The organism is Secundilactobacillus paracollinoides DSM 15502 = JCM 11969, from assembly GCF_001311135.1.
Taxonomy (GTDB): Bacteria; Bacillota; Bacilli; order Lactobacillales; family Lactobacillaceae; genus Secundilactobacillus; species Secundilactobacillus paracollinoides.
The window spans coordinates 86,247-102,419 of sequence record NZ_BBAG01000005.1; the positions used below are offsets into that span (position 1 = coordinate 86,247).

At 44.4% G+C, this 16,173-nt stretch carries 12 protein-coding genes and 2 pseudogenes; 8 read left to right on the top strand and 6 right to left on the bottom strand.

All coding sequences use genetic code 11. The features are described from left to right. The first annotated feature begins 88 nt into the window (after window positions 1–88). Entirely contained in the window at window positions 89–1,486 is a 1,398-nt protein-coding gene (locus tag JCM11969_RS03680; protein ID WP_082409164.1) for a sugar porter family MFS transporter, read from the top strand. Window positions 1,487–1,717: 231 nt separating this feature from the next. Here JCM11969_RS03680 and JCM11969_RS03685 read toward each other — a convergent pair. Then, window positions 1,718–4,026 (bottom strand): annotated as a pseudogene (locus JCM11969_RS03685) (glycoside hydrolase family 31 protein). Window positions 4,027–4,271: 245 nt separating this feature from the next. Between JCM11969_RS03685 and JCM11969_RS16975 the strand changes: the two are divergent. After that, window positions 4,272–4,949 (top strand): helix-turn-helix domain-containing protein, encoded by a 678-nt coding sequence (locus JCM11969_RS16975; RefSeq protein ID WP_082409165.1) that lies wholly within the window; start codon window positions 4,272–4,274, stop codon window positions 4,947–4,949. Beyond that, the gene (locus JCM11969_RS03695) at window positions 4,930–5,775 is read left to right on the top strand and encodes a hypothetical protein (RefSeq protein WP_083215468.1); all 846 of its coding nucleotides are present in this window, start codon (window positions 4,930–4,932) and stop codon (window positions 5,773–5,775) included. Before JCM11969_RS16975 ends, JCM11969_RS03695 begins: the two co-directional genes overlap by 20 nt. A 65-nt stretch (window positions 5,776–5,840) precedes the next feature. Here JCM11969_RS03695 and JCM11969_RS03700 read toward each other — a convergent pair whose 3' ends face one another. After that, window positions 5,841–6,617: an acetoin reductase gene (locus tag JCM11969_RS03700; RefSeq protein WP_054708393.1), complete on the bottom strand. Its 777-nt coding sequence runs from the start codon at window positions 6,615–6,617 to the stop codon at window positions 5,841–5,843. Between the two features lie 370 nt (window positions 6,618–6,987). Between JCM11969_RS03700 and JCM11969_RS03705 the strand changes: the two are divergent. Then, window positions 6,988–7,976 (top strand): annotated as a pseudogene (locus JCM11969_RS03705) (glycoside hydrolase family 3 N-terminal domain-containing protein). 226 nt (window positions 7,977–8,202) lie between these two features. Here the strand turns inward: JCM11969_RS03705 and JCM11969_RS03710 are convergent. Continuing rightward, window positions 8,203–9,228, bottom strand: coding sequence for an SDR family oxidoreductase (locus JCM11969_RS03710; RefSeq protein ID WP_054708396.1), 1,026 nt, complete (start codon window positions 9,226–9,228; stop codon window positions 8,203–8,205). Between the two features lie 113 nt (window positions 9,229–9,341). Here JCM11969_RS03710 and JCM11969_RS03715 point away from each other — a divergent pair, with 113 nt between their 5' ends. Further along, a complete protein-coding gene (locus tag JCM11969_RS03715) occupies window positions 9,342–9,794 on the top strand; it encodes a MerR family transcriptional regulator (RefSeq protein WP_054708398.1) in 453 nt (150 codons plus the stop codon). A 195-nt stretch (window positions 9,795–9,989) separates the two neighbouring features. Here JCM11969_RS03715 and JCM11969_RS03720 read toward each other — a convergent pair whose 3' ends face one another. Continuing rightward, window positions 9,990–10,325: a winged helix-turn-helix transcriptional regulator gene (locus JCM11969_RS03720; protein ID WP_225353115.1), complete on the bottom strand. Its 336-nt coding sequence runs from the start codon at window positions 10,323–10,325 to the stop codon at window positions 9,990–9,992. 191 nt (window positions 10,326–10,516) lie between these two features. Here JCM11969_RS03720 and JCM11969_RS03725 point away from each other — a divergent pair, with 191 nt between their 5' ends. From JCM11969_RS03725 to JCM11969_RS03735, 3 genes are all read left to right on the top strand, one after another. Next, window positions 10,517–11,683, top strand: a complete 1,167-nt coding sequence (locus JCM11969_RS03725) for an NADH-dependent flavin oxidoreductase (protein WP_054708404.1) — start codon at window positions 10,517–10,519, stop codon at window positions 11,681–11,683. A gap of 210 nt (window positions 11,684–11,893) precedes the next feature. Then, entirely contained in the window at window positions 11,894–13,222 is a 1,329-nt protein-coding gene (locus JCM11969_RS03730; RefSeq protein ID WP_225353116.1) for an MFS transporter, read from the top strand. Between the two features lie 15 nt (window positions 13,223–13,237). Further along, a complete protein-coding gene (locus JCM11969_RS03735; protein ID WP_054708409.1) occupies window positions 13,238–13,543 on the top strand; it encodes a MarR family winged helix-turn-helix transcriptional regulator in 306 nt (101 codons plus the stop codon). A gap of 219 nt (window positions 13,544–13,762) precedes the next feature. Here the strand turns inward: JCM11969_RS03735 and JCM11969_RS20265 are convergent, their stop codons facing one another. After that, a complete protein-coding gene (locus JCM11969_RS20265) occupies window positions 13,763–14,557 on the bottom strand; it encodes a hypothetical protein (protein WP_369523184.1) in 795 nt (264 codons plus the stop codon). After that, a complete protein-coding gene (locus tag JCM11969_RS20270) occupies window positions 14,542–15,888 on the bottom strand; it encodes a DNA topoisomerase (RefSeq protein ID WP_369523185.1) in 1,347 nt (448 codons plus the stop codon). The genes JCM11969_RS20265 and JCM11969_RS20270 overlap by 16 nt, the downstream gene beginning before the upstream one ends. Window positions 15,889–16,173 lie beyond the last annotated feature (285 nt).

Below are 16,173 nucleotides of genomic sequence, written 5' to 3' on the forward strand. Positions count from 1 at the left end.
TAAATGAAATCGCTTGCAAATTACATGTAAGGGATTACAATTGGAAACGTTGAAAGCTATCATTTACTTTTGGTTAGGAGAGATTTTTATGCGAGCTAGACACTTAAGCACATTTTTCATTTTTGTTTTCGGTGCTCTAGGCGGCCTGTTATTTGGGTTTGATACTGGTATTATTTCTGGGGCGTCTTCGCTTATCGAAAGCAACTTCCATTTGAACATTGAGCAAACGGGGTTCATTACCTCGTCAGTGTTGATTGGATCTTCAATTGGGGCCCTATCGATTGGTCCTTATCCGATCGCTTTGGTCGGAAACGGTTATTGTTATTATTCTTCTATTCTGTTCTTGATTGGTTCAGGTCTATCAATGGTATCTGTTGGATTCATTTCAATGATTACCGCCCGGATCATCTTGGGTTTCGCCGTTGGGTCCGCTTCAGCTTTAACACCCGCATACCTTGCAGAATTAGCTGATGCGCCGCACCGTGGTTCCCTTGGGACAATGTTCCAACTGATGATTACGTTAGGGATTCTGTTAGCTTACGTTTCAAACTTAGGCTTCTTGGGTCATAACCTGTTAGGCATCCGTGATTGGCGTTGGATGCTCGGGTCAGCTTTGATTCCTGCCGCCTTACTCTTTATCGGGTCGTTGATCTTGCCTGAATCACCACGTTACTTAGTTGAAAAGGGTCAGATCGATGAAGCACGCGACGTGTTGCACGATCTGCGTAAAAACACCGATGAAGATCCAGACAAGGAATTGTCTGACATTCAAAAAGTTGCTAACCAGCCAAAGGGTGGGATTCATGAACTCTTCACGTTTGCCCGTCCAGCCGTTATTGTTGCGATTGGTTTAATGCTTCTGCAACAATTAGTTGGGATTAACTCTGTCATTTACTTCTTGCCACAAGTGTTCATTAAAGGATTCGGCTTTGCTGAGGGCAGCGCCATCTGGATCTCTGTTGGGATCGGGATCGTGAACTTCGTCTGCACGTTGTTGGCTTACCAGATCATGGACAAGTTCAATCGTCGGACCATCCTGTTATTTGGATCGATCGTTATGACGATTTCAATCGGGATCTTAGCTGTTTTGAACTTCACGTTAAGTGTTAAAGCAGCGGCCGTTCCAACCATGATTCTGATTGCCTTTTACATCTTCGGTTTCGCCGTTTCATGGGGTCCAATTTGCTGGTTAATGATTGGTGAAATCTTCCCATTGAACGTTCGTGGGATCGGGAACTCAATCGGGTCAGCTGCTAACTGGATCGGGAACTTTATCGTTTCTCAATTCTTCTTGGTATTGTTGAGCATGTTCCATAACAACGTTGGTGGCCCATTCGCCGTCTTCGGTTTCTTCTCAATCGTTTCAATCTTCTTTGTCATCTACATGGTGCCAGAAACCCGTGGGAAGACGCTTGAAGAAATTGAAATGGAAATGCGTCGTAAGGATGCTTCCAAGCAAGAAGCTACTGTGAATTCTGCTAAATAACTGTTAGAGTGCGGAATGGGGCGGTTAAGGGGCAGAATGTAAGGGACTCTGGCAGAAAATCCTGGGCCTGGATTTTTTGCCAGAGTCCCTTACATGGCCGCCCCTTGCCCCATGGAGCACGTTTCGGCTATGTAAAAGAGAAATAAGTAAAAAGAGAAATTAGTAGCCAAAAAAATAGTAAAAGGCGCCGATACTCTATTCAAGAGCATCGGCGCCTTTTGCTATCCAAAATCACGCAACAACATAACCGTCATTGCCATCAAAAGAAAACGCAACAACGCGGTCAGCCAACGCAACATAAACATGTTGATAAACAGCATTAAACCCATGATGCACTAGCGTCACAGCAGGCACACCATCCGTCACCGAAACAGCATACTGGTTAAATTCACCATCCTGGTACTTAAAGTCAGTCCCGTTATCTTGATAGTGGGTGTATGTCCCAGAATCGCCAAATAGGTTAAACGTCATTTCTGTATCGGATGCGTCGCTGATATGGGTAACGACTTTTCCCCAAGGTAATAACGTATTCTTCTTAATGAACAGGGGAAGTGTGTCCAACGGTGCATCAGCCACGATCTCCTGGTTTCCGGCGTATTCACGATTGTTCCAAAAGTTGATCCAGTTACCGGCAGGCAGGTAGACCAGCCGCTTATCCTTAGCCTTTTCAACAATTGGGGCAACTAAGACGCTGTCACCGACCATGTATTCATCGTCTAGATTTCGCACTTTGGCGTCATTTGGGTACTCGAGCACTAGTGGCCGCATGATTGGTAACCCATTTTGCGCTTCCTGAGCGAACAAATCGTACAGATACGGAATGAAATGGTAACGTAATTGCAAATATTTCCGATAAATTGACAGGGTCGGTTCCCCGAAGATCCAAGGCTCTTGATGGCGCGTTCCCATTGCACTATGGTTCCGCAATAGTGGGCTGAAAATGGCGGCTTCGATCCAGCGGGTCAATAGTTCTGGCTGGGCGTCAGACCCAAAGCCGCCGATGTCTGTACCAGCAAACGAGAAGCCGCTAAGCCTAAATTGCAAAGCTGCGGGATCATGAGCTGCAGGTGCGGCCAGATACTGTGGTTGTCGCCGGTCCAAACGGTAGCGTACTTTTGTGTTCCGGCATAAGCAGCCCGGGTAATGACGTACGGTCGTTTGCCCTGCAGTTGTTTTAACCCAGTATAGGTTGCTTGATCCATGTTATGACCATAAACGTTATGCATCTTCTTGTGCGTTGACGGTTCATCATGGTCGCTAAACACAACATCTTCAGGAATTTCACCGGCAAACGACGCCGGTTCGTTCATATCGTTCCAGACACCGGCTGCACCTAGTTTAACTAAGAAGTGCTGATTATTCGCCCACCAGTCACGGACAGCTTGACGACCAAAGTCGGGGAAAACGGCATCGCCGGGCCAGACTTTATTCACGTAGACGTCGCCTTCAGGTGTTTTAACGAAGTAGTTATGTTTGATGCCGTCATCGTATATGGTGTAGCCAGGATCCTTTTTTACGCCGGGATCGATAATTGGAACGACCTTAATGCCTCGTTTCCGCAAGCTAGCAACGAAATTCTGCGGTCCTGAGGGGTATTTTGCCTGATCCCAGGTAAATACCCGGTAGCCTTCCATGTAGTCGACATCGAAGTGTATGGCGTCACAGGGAAGGTCGTATTTTTCAAAATTATCGGCCAGCTCTTGAACTTCAGCTTCGGATTCACTATAGCCCCAGCGCGATTGCTGATACCCAAGTGTCCATTTCTGTGGTAACGGGACGCGTCCAGTGAGGTAGGTGTAATTGGTGACAACTTGTTTCAACGAGTGACCGCCAATGATGTAGTAGTCTAAATTGCCATCGACTGCAGAGTAGAAGTAGTAGTTAGGATCTTCCTTGCCAAGGTCGAAATGGCTGCGGTAGGGGTTGTCAAAGAACAGGCCAAACGGATGTCCTGCGTTTAATCCATAAAGGATTGGAATGGACTTATAGAGTCGGGTAAAGTTCTCCAGGTGTGGTTCGGGATTGTCCGTATTCCAGTTATCGTATTCGAATCCGCGTTTGTTCAGATAGCCGGTCTTATCGCCTAAACCGTAAAACTGTTCATCAGCATTTAGCGTTTTAACAACTTCGTAATAGGCAGTATTGCTCGTTGCAGTTGCGTCAGTAACGTTATGTCCTTCAGCTTCAACCAATTTTTGATGGACCTTATCGATACCTTTATCAAGCAGGTGACGGTCGCCGCGATAATCGAGAACGAGCGGGTTGTCATGGGCATCGTAGGCGTCTAAATGGCCGGCAGTATCAATTTTTAGCGTTAGTGCTGCTGTTTTGAGAATGTACTGATTATTCACTGTGTTAAACGTGAAGTCAGTTGGCTGTTGCTTTTCACCTTCAATCGCATAGGACGAAGACTTATCGCCACGGAATTCAAAAACGCGAATTATTTCCTGGGTAATAATAGTGAGTTGTAATTTTTGGTCAAGGAAGGACAGAGTTATTGTTTGACCGTCCTGATCATAGTTGGGTAATGGTTGCGTCATCATAATCGTCTCGCTTTTACATTAGATTTGTGAGTTGGTGGACCTTTCATGGTTCATCGTAGCATTTAATGCAAACGGTTGCAATGACCGATAAGGCGCCGATTCCAAGTTTATTTTGAGGACTTGAAGTTGAAAATAATGCTTCCAAACGTTGATATACCGGCATGCTTAGAATCTTGGCTAGGTAAATGGTATCCTAGGGAGTATATTAAGCTCATCCATATGGGGAAAGGCAGATTTTAATCATGCAAGTTGGCGAACAATTAAAGCGTGCACGCACAGAAAAACAATTAACACAGCAGACCGTTGCAGAGACACTGAGTGTTTCACGGCAAACGATATCCAGTTGGGAAACGGGGCATAGTTATCCCGATATCGATAGTCTGGTCGCATTAAGCGACTACTACGGGATTTCACTGGATACCCTTATCAAGGAGGATAATGATATGAAAGCTTATTTAAAAAAAGAAGACGTTTTAAAGCGATTGAGTCCTGTTACGACACTATTGCTGGTAATTGATGTTTTGTTCTTGATTGCGCTGATGTTTAATATCAGTGCACTGTATGACCGCGGTATCATGCTTCTGATGGGATTTATTAACATTGGGGCATTGCTCAGACTAGAATCATTTATTTCAGATGTGAAGACGCCGGAAGAGCGGTGGACACGGTGGACTAAACGGCGTCCTGTACTCTACGGACTCAGTGTCGTTGCAATTGCCCTAGGTGGCGTTTCGCTTTGGCTGCACTGGATGGCTTTAGATAGTGCATTAATTCTGATGATCCTCCAATTGCAATCGTCATCTATCGCGAAATTCGCTATGCGCGGTACAATCGTCAAAATTCATAAACACCCGACTGGTTATTTTGTCACGCATCAACTATGCTGGAGTCGAACCATTTTTGACAAAAGAGGGCGATGACGTGAAAATAATCGAACAGTTTCTACGTGGTAAAATCAATGATACGTTATGCGAAGACACCATTGTTGCTAATGATAACTTCGTGGCTATCGTTGACGGAGTCACATCTAAGTCAGATTTTAGCTACCAACGAAAAACAACGGGGAAGTGGGCGTCAACACTTGTTGCTCAGGTGTTAGCCGAATGTCCGGAAGAAACAACATTACCGGAAATTATTTCCCGGGTTAACCAGAAGTTTGCCGATTTCTATGAGGACGTCACGTTTACTGATGACATTGTTAGTCAGGGGCTTCAAGCCGTCAGTGTGATTTACTCAAACCACTTCAACGAACTGTGGTTTATTGGAGATTGCCAGGCATATGTTAACGGGCAAGTGCTTGTAACGCCCAAAAAGAGCGATGTTGTTTTGTCGCAAATGCGCAGTCTCATCCTCACGACAAACTTTCAGACAACTAAAGCGATACCACAAGATTACATGACGGGGGAGGACCCAAGCAGAACTGAGATTCTGCCTTGGATCCTAAAGGCAACAAACTTTGCAAATGAAGCTGGCACCGACTTTGGGTATGCCATTTTTAACGGGACACCGATTCCAGATAGTTTGATTCAGGTCGTCAAGCTTGAAGATAACCCTCAGGAAATTGCACTGGCCAGTGATGGGTACCCACAAATTCAAAAGGATCTGGATACGACTGAAGTTGGACTGGCAGACGTGATTCAAAATGATCCGCTGTGTTACCAACAATTCCCCTCCACCAAGGGATTGCGAGCTGGAAACAACTCATTTGATGATCGCAGTTACATCCGGTTTACCACAGAAAACTAGCACAAAAAAGCGATGTCACATGGCATCGCTTTTTTATGCTAGTTTGATTATCGGTTGAAGCGTGTTTACAGGATACCGCCACCATCCACAGCGTACGTTTGCCCCGTAATAAATTCAGAAGTAGGGCCAGCCAAGAATGACACCATGTTTGCAATATCATTTGGTTCAACGGTCCGGCCTAGTGGGATAGTACCGACATAGTCCTTCTTATTTTGACCCAGTGGCTTGCCGTTGATCTCAGACATCTTCTTGTCAATGTCATCCCACATACCAGTGGTGCCAACAACACCTGGTGCATAGGCGTTGACGTTAATGTGGTCAGCCGCAAATTCTAAGGCAGCGGCTTGGGTAATACTAATGACAGCGGCCTTCGTTGAGGAGTAGGTTGCCCAAACAGGAAAAGCGCGCATGCCCGCAATGGATGAAGCGTTGATGATACGGCCGGCAACGCCCAGTTCCTTGAACTTCTTGGCAGCAGCTTGGATGCCGTAGATAACACCAAACACGTTGATCTTGTAACTGAATTCCAAGTCAGCAGGTTTGATATCTTCAAGCTTATCCACTTTTGCAACCCCGGCATTGTTGACCATAACGTCAAAGCCACCCAGTTTATCAGCAGCTTCGTTGACAGCATCAGCAACCGCTTGCTGGTCAGTCACGTCAACGGGCACGAAAATCGCCTTTTGACCGGCTGCCTCGACGCCAGCAATCACCGTTTTGGCTTTTTCAGCTTGGGCGGGCAGATCAGCTAACGCAATGTCATAACCGTCTTTTGCCAAATGACGACTCACTTCAGCACCAATTCCCTGTGCACTCCCTGTAACCATTGCAACCTTTGTCATTACTCCTTACCTCCAGTAAGTGAAATATTTATTATGGGGTTAACTTTACACTTTTTGTAAGCGCTTTACAAGTCAAAATATCCTGACGAGAAAATAAACTGGCGAATGACACACTATTCCTGTATTGACACGTGTTTGCTGATTTTTTGAAACTAGTGATTGATTTGTCTAACAATTTGATATAATTAAAACGTTAATTATAGATTAGTAAAAGAAGGGTTTCTTTATGATTAAACGTTCTAATAGTAGAAGGATAGTTGATGTTTGCCTAGCAACGATTGCAGAGGTGGCTTTTCTAATTGGTTCGACAGTGCCGAATGCAATGGCTAAAACCACAGCTGAGCAGAAGATTGCCAGTAGAGTTGCCCACATGACCACGAAGCAAAAAGTGGGGCAATTATTTGTGACGGGTGTCTCGAATGATGCTAGTGCGACCAAACATGCAATCAAACAGTATGATCTTGGTGGCATCATTTTGATGGGGAATAATTTTGTCGGTAGTCGCAGCAGTTTTAAGAACCGACTGAAAGGCTATCAAAGAAGTGCTAAGATTCCGCTCACCATCGCAACTGATCAGGAGGGCGGCACAGTTTCTCGGTTAAGTTCTAATAGCGCAATCTCTGGGCATAGTGCGTATCTGTCCCCACGACAAGCATACGCAAAGGGTGGTATGAAGCAAGTACTGAAAGAATATAAGAGTGAAGCCAAAACGCTGCATACCCTTGGCATCAATTGGAACTATGCCCTGATGCAGATGTTTCTGAAAGAACCGGCAGCTTTATTTATCCGCGCGCGTTTTCCAAATCTTATGCGAAGACAGCCATCTATATTAAAGACGTTGTGCCCGCGATTCAACAGTACAATGTTGCCGCAACCTTAAAACATTTTCCGGGATACGGGGCCGCAGCGGACACGCACACCGGAGCGGCGGCGGTCAATCGTTCCTTGAAGAGCTTTGAGAGTAAGGATTTTTTGCCATTTAAAGCAGGCATTAAAGCTGGCGTGGATTCTATTATGGTGACCCATATCATTTTAAGCAAGATTGATCCGGGGAGGCCGGCATCGCTCTCAAGAAAGGATATTACCCTTCTTCGAAAGACCCTTGGCTTTAAGGGCGTCATCGTTTCCGACAGTCTCCAAATGGGGGCCGTTACAGCTTATGCGAATAAGCACCATGTGTACCGTGATGTCGCGGCCATCAAAGCTGGCAATGACGTGATTCTCAGCAGTGATTATCGAACAGGCATTCCGAAGGTTGAACATGCACTTGCTAAGAAACAGATTTCGACTAAGCAGTTAAATGCTTCGGTTGCGCGTATTCTGTTGATGAAACACAAGCTTGGGTTGAAGGTCTATTAAACGCAAACGGCGTCAACTGTATCCCCCAATTTGGGAATTAGTTGGCGCCGTTTTTGTTATGGACATTAAAACGTTAGGGTGATCTTTCGCCTCAACGGAATTTTTTCAGTCTTTCTAGCATCGCGGCCGAAACGCGTTTCGGAAAACAGAAAACTGCATGTAAGCCAACTCTGGCAAAAATGCCAAGTTCAGGCATTTTCTCCAGAGTTGGCTTACATTTCGCTTCCTACCGTTTTCCTTCACGCTCTATGGCATCCACCGTATCCAAAATCGTCTGCTCATTATCACTGATCGGCGTCCACCCTAACACATCGCGTGCTTTTTGGTTGCTGACGTTTCGGTTAACGGCCATCATCAGCTTGCCCTCAGTGGCAGACTTATTAAACGGCGCTCCCAGCGTGATGATCCAGCTTGGTAACTTCTTATCGGCAACCTGACTGGCTAATTCTGGCCGTTTCGCCTTGATCAACTGTGCGATTTCCAGTAGTGAGATCTGGCCGTCTTCCGTCGCAATAAAGCGCTCCCCGTTAGCTTCTGGCGTAACCATAGCGCGAATATGCAGGTCGGCAACGTCGCGAACATCCACAACGTTCAGGGGCAAGTCCGGGACGCGTTTCGTAGACCCATCCAACAAGCCCTTAACTAGGCCGAAACTGCCAGACAGGTGATTATCCAGTGCCTTGCCAAGAATTGCGACTGGATTAATTGTCGCAAATTCTAGATGTACGTCTGGTTGTTTAATATAATCCCAAGCTGCCATTTCAGCTAACAGCTTTGATTTTTCGTATAAAGAAATGCCTTTTTCGCTGGGATCAGTCCAGTTCTTTTCAGTTGTCACGCTGTTCATATCATGGTTACTGAAACCTACGGCCCCAAAATTAGCCGTCATGACCACTCGCTTAACTTTAGCTCGGTTAGCAGCCTTTAAGATTCGTAAAATGCCGACTTTAGCTGCTCGACTGACTTCTTCTGGATCATCGGGAGTCGTCATGAAGACAGGGGAGGCAACACTTAACACAAAATCGATACCCGCCATTGCTTCCGACCATCCAGCATCCTGACTTAAATCGGCCTGAACAAAACCAAGCTGATCTGTGTTCTCACCATGCGCCTGCAACGTTGCAATCACTTGGCCTTGCTTATTCAAAGTGCGCAGTGTTGTCCGAACCTGATACCCCTGATCGAGGAGCTGTAAAATAATGTGTTGGCCTAAGAAACCATTCCCACCAGTAACGAGCACGTGTTGTGTCATATAAAGATCTCCTTTTTAGTTGCGTTTAACGTAACGATTGTTTATGATATGGCTATCCTAAACCCTAGAGGGCACTCTATGGCAACTCTAATGAAAAAAATCGAGGTCTATTGATGACGTACACAATTAAAGAAGTTTCAGAGAAGGTTGGTTTATCCATTTACACACTGCGTTACTACGATAAGGAAGGGTTATTACCATTTGTCGCTCGAAACGATGCTGGCTATCGTGAATTTACGGATGGCGATCTCAATATCATCCACACGATCTGTTGTTTGAATAATACGGGGATGAAAATTAGCGCGATCCGGCAGTACATTGCGGACGTGATGGCTGGCCCAGCAAGTATTGACGACCGAAAACGCCTATTTCACGACCATCGAGAAAAGATCTTGGAGCAGCAACGCATCATTGCGGAAAACTTGAAAGAGATCGACTACAAGCTTGATATTTATGATGCGCCCAACGCCGAAGACATTGTCAGTCGCGAACTTCAATTTGCGGAAGCTGAAAAGACGGCTAATGCACTTGAGAATCCTTACGTTAAAACACTTATTAGCCACTGATTGTTTTGTTTTAAAATGACTAACTATTTCATGGATAAGTACTTCTCTTTATTATCAACTTACGCACAATCAATTTGAGCCAAATTTTAAACATTGATAACTTTGCGGAATAACAAATTAGGAAGCGAAATAACGCGAACTGGACAGAAATAATAGTTAATTAGTTTTAGACGAGAACTGTTGTCACAATAACAATTAATTGGTTGTATGAATTTCTCTTAGCATGTCTTGGGCGGAATAATCTAACTCAATATCGTCATCAGAAGATTCAGCTAATTGTTCACCAAATTTCGACATGGATACTAAAATTTTTTTAAGTTTTGCGCCTTCAGGAGTCAGAGAATATACTACTTTAGGAGGAATGGTTGGAAAACTATCTCGATGAACAATTTGATCATGAACCAATTGATTTAACTGTTCTGATAGCACCTTATCAGTTACATCGTGGCTATAGATGGCTTCGATGTATTTTTTAATTGACCATATCTTTTTTCTTCTAGTCCGAGGGAGCAAATTATTGAAGGCTTCCACTTTCCACTAATTATACTTAAGACGTAATTACAGCCTAGATGATATTTTTTAATTGCCAAAATCACAACTCCCTTCAATAAAACTAACTTGCTGGTAAGTAACTTACAATTAAGTCAGTACTTAAAACTTTCTTTTCTGACAACTATACTACACTTGTAAGTTAATTCACTAACTAAGTTGGAGGTCTAACTATGAGTGACTACAAGTTTTTACAACCATATACTTTTAAAAATGGCGTTAAAGTCAAGAATCGAGTTGTTATTCCACCTATGACTATTGCTTCAAGTCTAGAGGAAGGCTCTGTATCTCGCGACGATCTGTTCTATGCTGGTTTACGTTCTGGCGGTGTTGGCATGTTTATTTCTCCGGTAGCGAATGTTACTAATGATGGAAAAGGGTTCGAAGGCGAGCTTTCAGTTGCAGATGATAAGTATATTCCGGGCTTATCAAAATTAGCAGATGCCATGAAGAAAGGTGGCACGAAAGCAATTATACAGATTTTTCATGCTGGCCGAATGAGCGACAGTACCATCCTTAGGGGGATTCAACCGGTTAGCGCTAGCGCCGTTGCAGCTCCTCGAGATGGGATGGAAACTCCTCGCGAACTTTCTTCGAATGAGGTAGAAGCGATTGTTCAGGCCTTCGCCGATGCTACTCGTAGAGCGATTGTTGCTGGCTTTGATGGGGTTGAAATTCATGGGGCCAATACTTACCTGATTCAGCAGTTTTTCTCTCCCCACTCCAATAAACGAACAGATAAGTGGGGTGGCGACGTCGAAAAGAGAATGACATTTGCATTAGAAATAATTAGAGCTGTACACGACGCTATTGAAGAGTATGGAAATGATGACTTTATTCTGGGTTATCGGATATCTCCAGAAGAAATTGAGTCACCAGGCATCCGAATAGACGATACTCTAAAGTTCATCGATAAATTATCTGGCCAGCCACTGAACTATCTGCATATTTCAATGGGGAATGCCTGGCGTAAGTCATTGAATAATCCAGATGATGATCGGTATACGATTCAACGTATTAAGGATCAAGTTAAAGGACGGTTACCCTTGATCTCAGTTGGCTCTATTGAAACACCTGAAGATGCTGAAAAAATAATGGACGCGGGAATTGACTTTGTAGCAATTGGACGTGAATATCTACGCGAACCTAAATGGATTGATAAAGTGATTAGTGGTCATGAAGAAACAATCAGATATAGCATTAATCGGGATGCACTTGATGAAATAGGTCTTAATCCATCCATTATAGAGTTCCTCAAGGGACTTGGAACCGAATTAGGATATGAAGGTGAACAAAAGGGTGATGGAAAATCTGAGTATGGTGTTGTACTTGACTCATAGAATTCTAGCGATAAATAAGTCTAATTAATTTATCTTGGTACATGTAAGGCGCTCTGAAGCTTACATGTTTTTTATACTGTGCTTAACATAGCTACTTTTTAGTATAAGGTATCGAGGAAGTTAGGATTTTAAGCAATAAATCTTGATTTTACATTCGAATGAATGTATTATATAAAACATTCATTTGAATGTAAATATGGAGGTATATTTTTGGTCACTAAAAATCGAACTTTAATAGCAACAATTCTGTTAGTTACAGCCTTTGTAATGCTTTTAAATCAGACTGTAATGATAACGGCTTTACCAGTTATTTCAAAAGATTTTCATCTTTCGTTGAACGTTGCTCAATGGTTGACATCGGGCTATGTACTCATGCTTGGATTAGCAACTCCAATTTCGGCTAATTTAATTGACAAATATACTAGTCGACAAGTATTTATCGGCGTTGTTACCGTCTTTTTGGTCGGGACAATATTAGAACCCATGACAAGTAATTTTTATGTGCTATTATTAGCTCGATTGCTGCAAGCAGTTGCAGGTGGAATTATGATTACTTACGTTCAAATTAGCCTGATAGCATTATATCCCGCTGATAGACGGGGAACCATCATGGGACTAATATCGTTGGTAGTTTCAGCGGGGCCTGCGGTTGGTCCAAGCTTTTCAGGACTGATGTTGGAATTTTTCTCATGGAAGTCTTTATTTTATGTCATCATGCCTATAATAGTAATTGTTTTGATAATTGCTATTTTTATGTTGCCTAACTTTTCAAAGTCTCGAAAAGTGGTAATAGACATTAAGTCTGTCACAAGTTCAATGGTTGGTTTAGGAAGCGTTTTGGCAAGCATTAGCTTGTTCTCAAGTGATTTTATGTTAGCTGTGGTCATGCTAGTTGCCGGAAGCTTGATTACATGGTATTTTGTGCATCGTCAGGGTAAGTTAGAAACACCATTATTGAACATGTCCGTCTTTAAGAAGCATAGTTTTACGACCATGTTAATTGTAACTATGCTGGTGTTCGGCATAATGATGGGAACTGAGGCAATCTTACCTATCTTCTTTGAAGATACAAGAGGAATGTCTAGCTTGTCAGCAGGTCTTATTTTACTTCCTGGAGCAATTGCAAGTGCACTTACATCGCCGATTATCGGAAGATATTATGACAGTCATGGCGCGAGACTTCCTATCTATTTGGGGAGCCTAATTGTACTAGTTGCTAGTATCTCTCTAGTAATGATGACAACAACGACAAGCGTATGGGTAACAATCCTGGCTTATATGTTACGCATGATTGGAATTTCAATGATTATGTCAGTTGCTATTACCGAAGGGTTAAAAGACCTGAAAGCAGATGAAATTTCACACGGAACCACACTAAATAATGCGTTGCGGCAGATTTCAGGTTCTGCATTTAATACCATAATGGTTTTAATTGCTACGATACCTTCAAATCTTGTTGTTGGAACTCATCTTGCAATTTGGATGTCCATTTTATGCACAGGACTGTTATTATTGGTTAGTAGAGCATATTTAAATTAAAGGAGAGACATCGCGATGACACTTCAGATGGAAAAACTCATTTCGATGTATAACCGAGCAATTCGGGAGTACCTCAACACACGGCTGAAGGGTTGGTCATTAAATGAAAGTAATTTTTATTATGTTTTGATTATATGTGAGCAGCCTGGCATAGCACAAAAGGATCTGATGAGCGGAATTTATCGGCAACAAAGTATTGTCACTAAAGTAGTTAACACTTTAGTTGCTAACGGATGGGCAGACATGCGTGTTGATCTGGATGATAAACGACGCCGTAATGTCTTTCCTACTGAAAAGGCCACGGAGCTTATAAAGAACTAAAGAAGATCCAAATGGACACGAATTCTTTCGCCTTGACGAGCTTAACTAAAAACGAAGAAAAACAACTGGGAACTTTACTGACTAAAGTCATACAACAGATAGTTCCGGATGTGTATCTGGATAAGGACGACAACGCATAAAAGCACCGACTTCTCAATGGGTGAGAAGTCGGTGCTTTTATAACGTCATATTTAAATGTGACGTCTTTTAATTTCCCTATTATTTGGATTTGTTTTTAATGCTTTTTTTATTAGTCTTCGTAAACACATCATCAGCGGCCTTAAAGCCCCAGAACTTGTGGCCACGATAGGTCTGCTGTGCCAGCGTCCCGTGCACGTCCATGTCCTTGCCGCGTTTGGTTTTAATGCTAAACGAAATATCCTTACCGGCCAGCAAATCAGCCACTTCGCTATCCGTGAAGTGGTGGCCGCCCCAGACCTGGTTGAATTTGACTTCTTTGCCAGCGCTGGTGGTGCCAGACGACTTTGGTTTTTGTGGATACTTCTTGACTAACTTTTCTGGATCGCCCAAACGGTCGTGCAGTTTGCCAGCATTTTCGACCATGATCGGCATGCCGTGGGTGACTGTCTGCGTAGCGGTTGTTAGAAGCTGGTCAGGTGGCAGCTCAAATTTGCCAACCTGGTCCATGAGGTCAAATAACCGTTTCGTGGCATTTGTACTACTGATAATGGTCCCTTCAGTCAGAACAGCTGAGACGATTCCGGTGTTCGTCATGGAAAATGTTCCGCGGCGTTCGTGCAGCAGGGCGGTTCGGCCAGCTGTGATCTGCGAGACCGTGGATACTCGCGTTGCCCCAGTCCCGATGTTGTGTTTTTGCAGGTAGTTCATGAGCCACTTCATGGTTGGCTTAACCGGCTTCGGGTTAGCCCCTTCAAAGACAAACGGGTCGGCGGTTGGACCGACAACGCTTGATTGATTGCCTTCCGTGCTGTCATCATCTTTGATCTGACGCGCGCTGTCAAAAATAAGTTTATAGTTCAGTGCAACGGGCACGTTAAAGGCCGTCTTAAGTCTGGGTAGTCCGCTAACTCGGCAGTGGTGTGGTCAAACACGTAATCCTCACCAAACATAGCCAGAAAGTTCTTTGCCACAACTTCGTAGATGGCCGGACCCGATTTACCGAAGCGAGAAAGGGCACCCAGCGATGCTGGCACCTTATTCCCAGGACGGTTGGCCCCATGGTCCACGCTGCCCTTAGTGACGTGCGTAAATCGAGGTGCTGTGTGCGTCAAAAGTTTCTGGTCCACATCAACCACCTTGGCGATTGACGGTACCAGTGGATAGAGCTGCTTAAACTGTTCCAGCGAAATCTTGGAATCATCCGTCCGTGGGTAGCTGACGATCTTTGCTTCGTACATTTTTTGATACGTGCCCAAAACTTCCTTAGCGTTGTAGCCCTTAGGCGCCAAAATTGACGCGAGGTTAGAAAGGTCCAACAGTTTTGGTGGTCCCGAGTGCCGGCGTGTTGTTTTAATATTGGCTACCGCACTTGGATGATAGGCGGCTGCGTCCTTTTCGCCAGCAGTCTTCGATGCAAAACGGAATTTAGCAGCAGCCTCATCATCCTTAAATTTCCGTGCGAAAACGTGGTCCTGCGGGTCCTTGAATTTGACCTCATAGAACGGCTTACGTTTGTAATTGCGCAGGGCTTCCAGTTGTTCATAGACGTGGCGGACGATCAGTGATTTTAGCCGACCTTCACGCACGACCATGACGGGATAGCCAGCCTGTTTAGACACAGTTGTGGCGATTCGGGTCAGCTGCATCGACAGGAAATCCCATTTGCTGCGGGCGTCGGACTTGAGAAAGTCGCCGTCTTCTTGTTGACTCGGAATGTCCTTGATCTCACGAAAACCAGTCTGAACCGACCGCTTTTCTTCATCGGCAAAGTACAACCGCTTGACGGGTCCCTGCCACTTGATCGCGTTAATAATTTCCCAGGCTAACAGCTCGCCTTCTCCAGACGGGTCAACATCGGTTGCGATAACGATGGCATCGCAACCTTTGACTGCGGTCTTAAGTTCTGTGAGTGATTTGCGGGCCGTCGTTTGGTGACTGCCACGTCGGGGTGCAGCTGCGATGGGCTTCTTTTCCCAACTAAAATCGTTGACGTTCCATGGCAAGTGTTCCAGCTTCCAGGAACGATACTGGGTCACTTTGTCGTCTGGTACCTGATCCTTTGGGTCGACCAGCTCTAACAGGTGACCGTGCGAGTGGACGATGGTGTATGACTTGCCAGCAAAACTGCCGCTGGTGCCGCCCAGGGCGCTGGCAAAGTTTTTCGCCGCACTAGCTTTTTCACATAAAATGGCATAATCAGTCATAATGGTTTCCTCTTTACAAACAAAATCTGGTTAAGTGATGGATATTATTTTGAACGATAAAACGCTACCCCACTAGTTTACTAAACTCTTCGCGAAAAAGAAACGAAAATATGTTCGCGTGGGTGGACTGCTAAAGGATTTCCTAAGACGTGGCGGATAGCTCGCATTCCACACCCGAGGCATGGTAGGGTGGTTGAAAAGATAAGGAGATCAAACAGATGTTAACGACAGAATTAGTTTCTCGCAACTCACAGGTCCTACCGGAAATTAAACAGTTATTTAAAA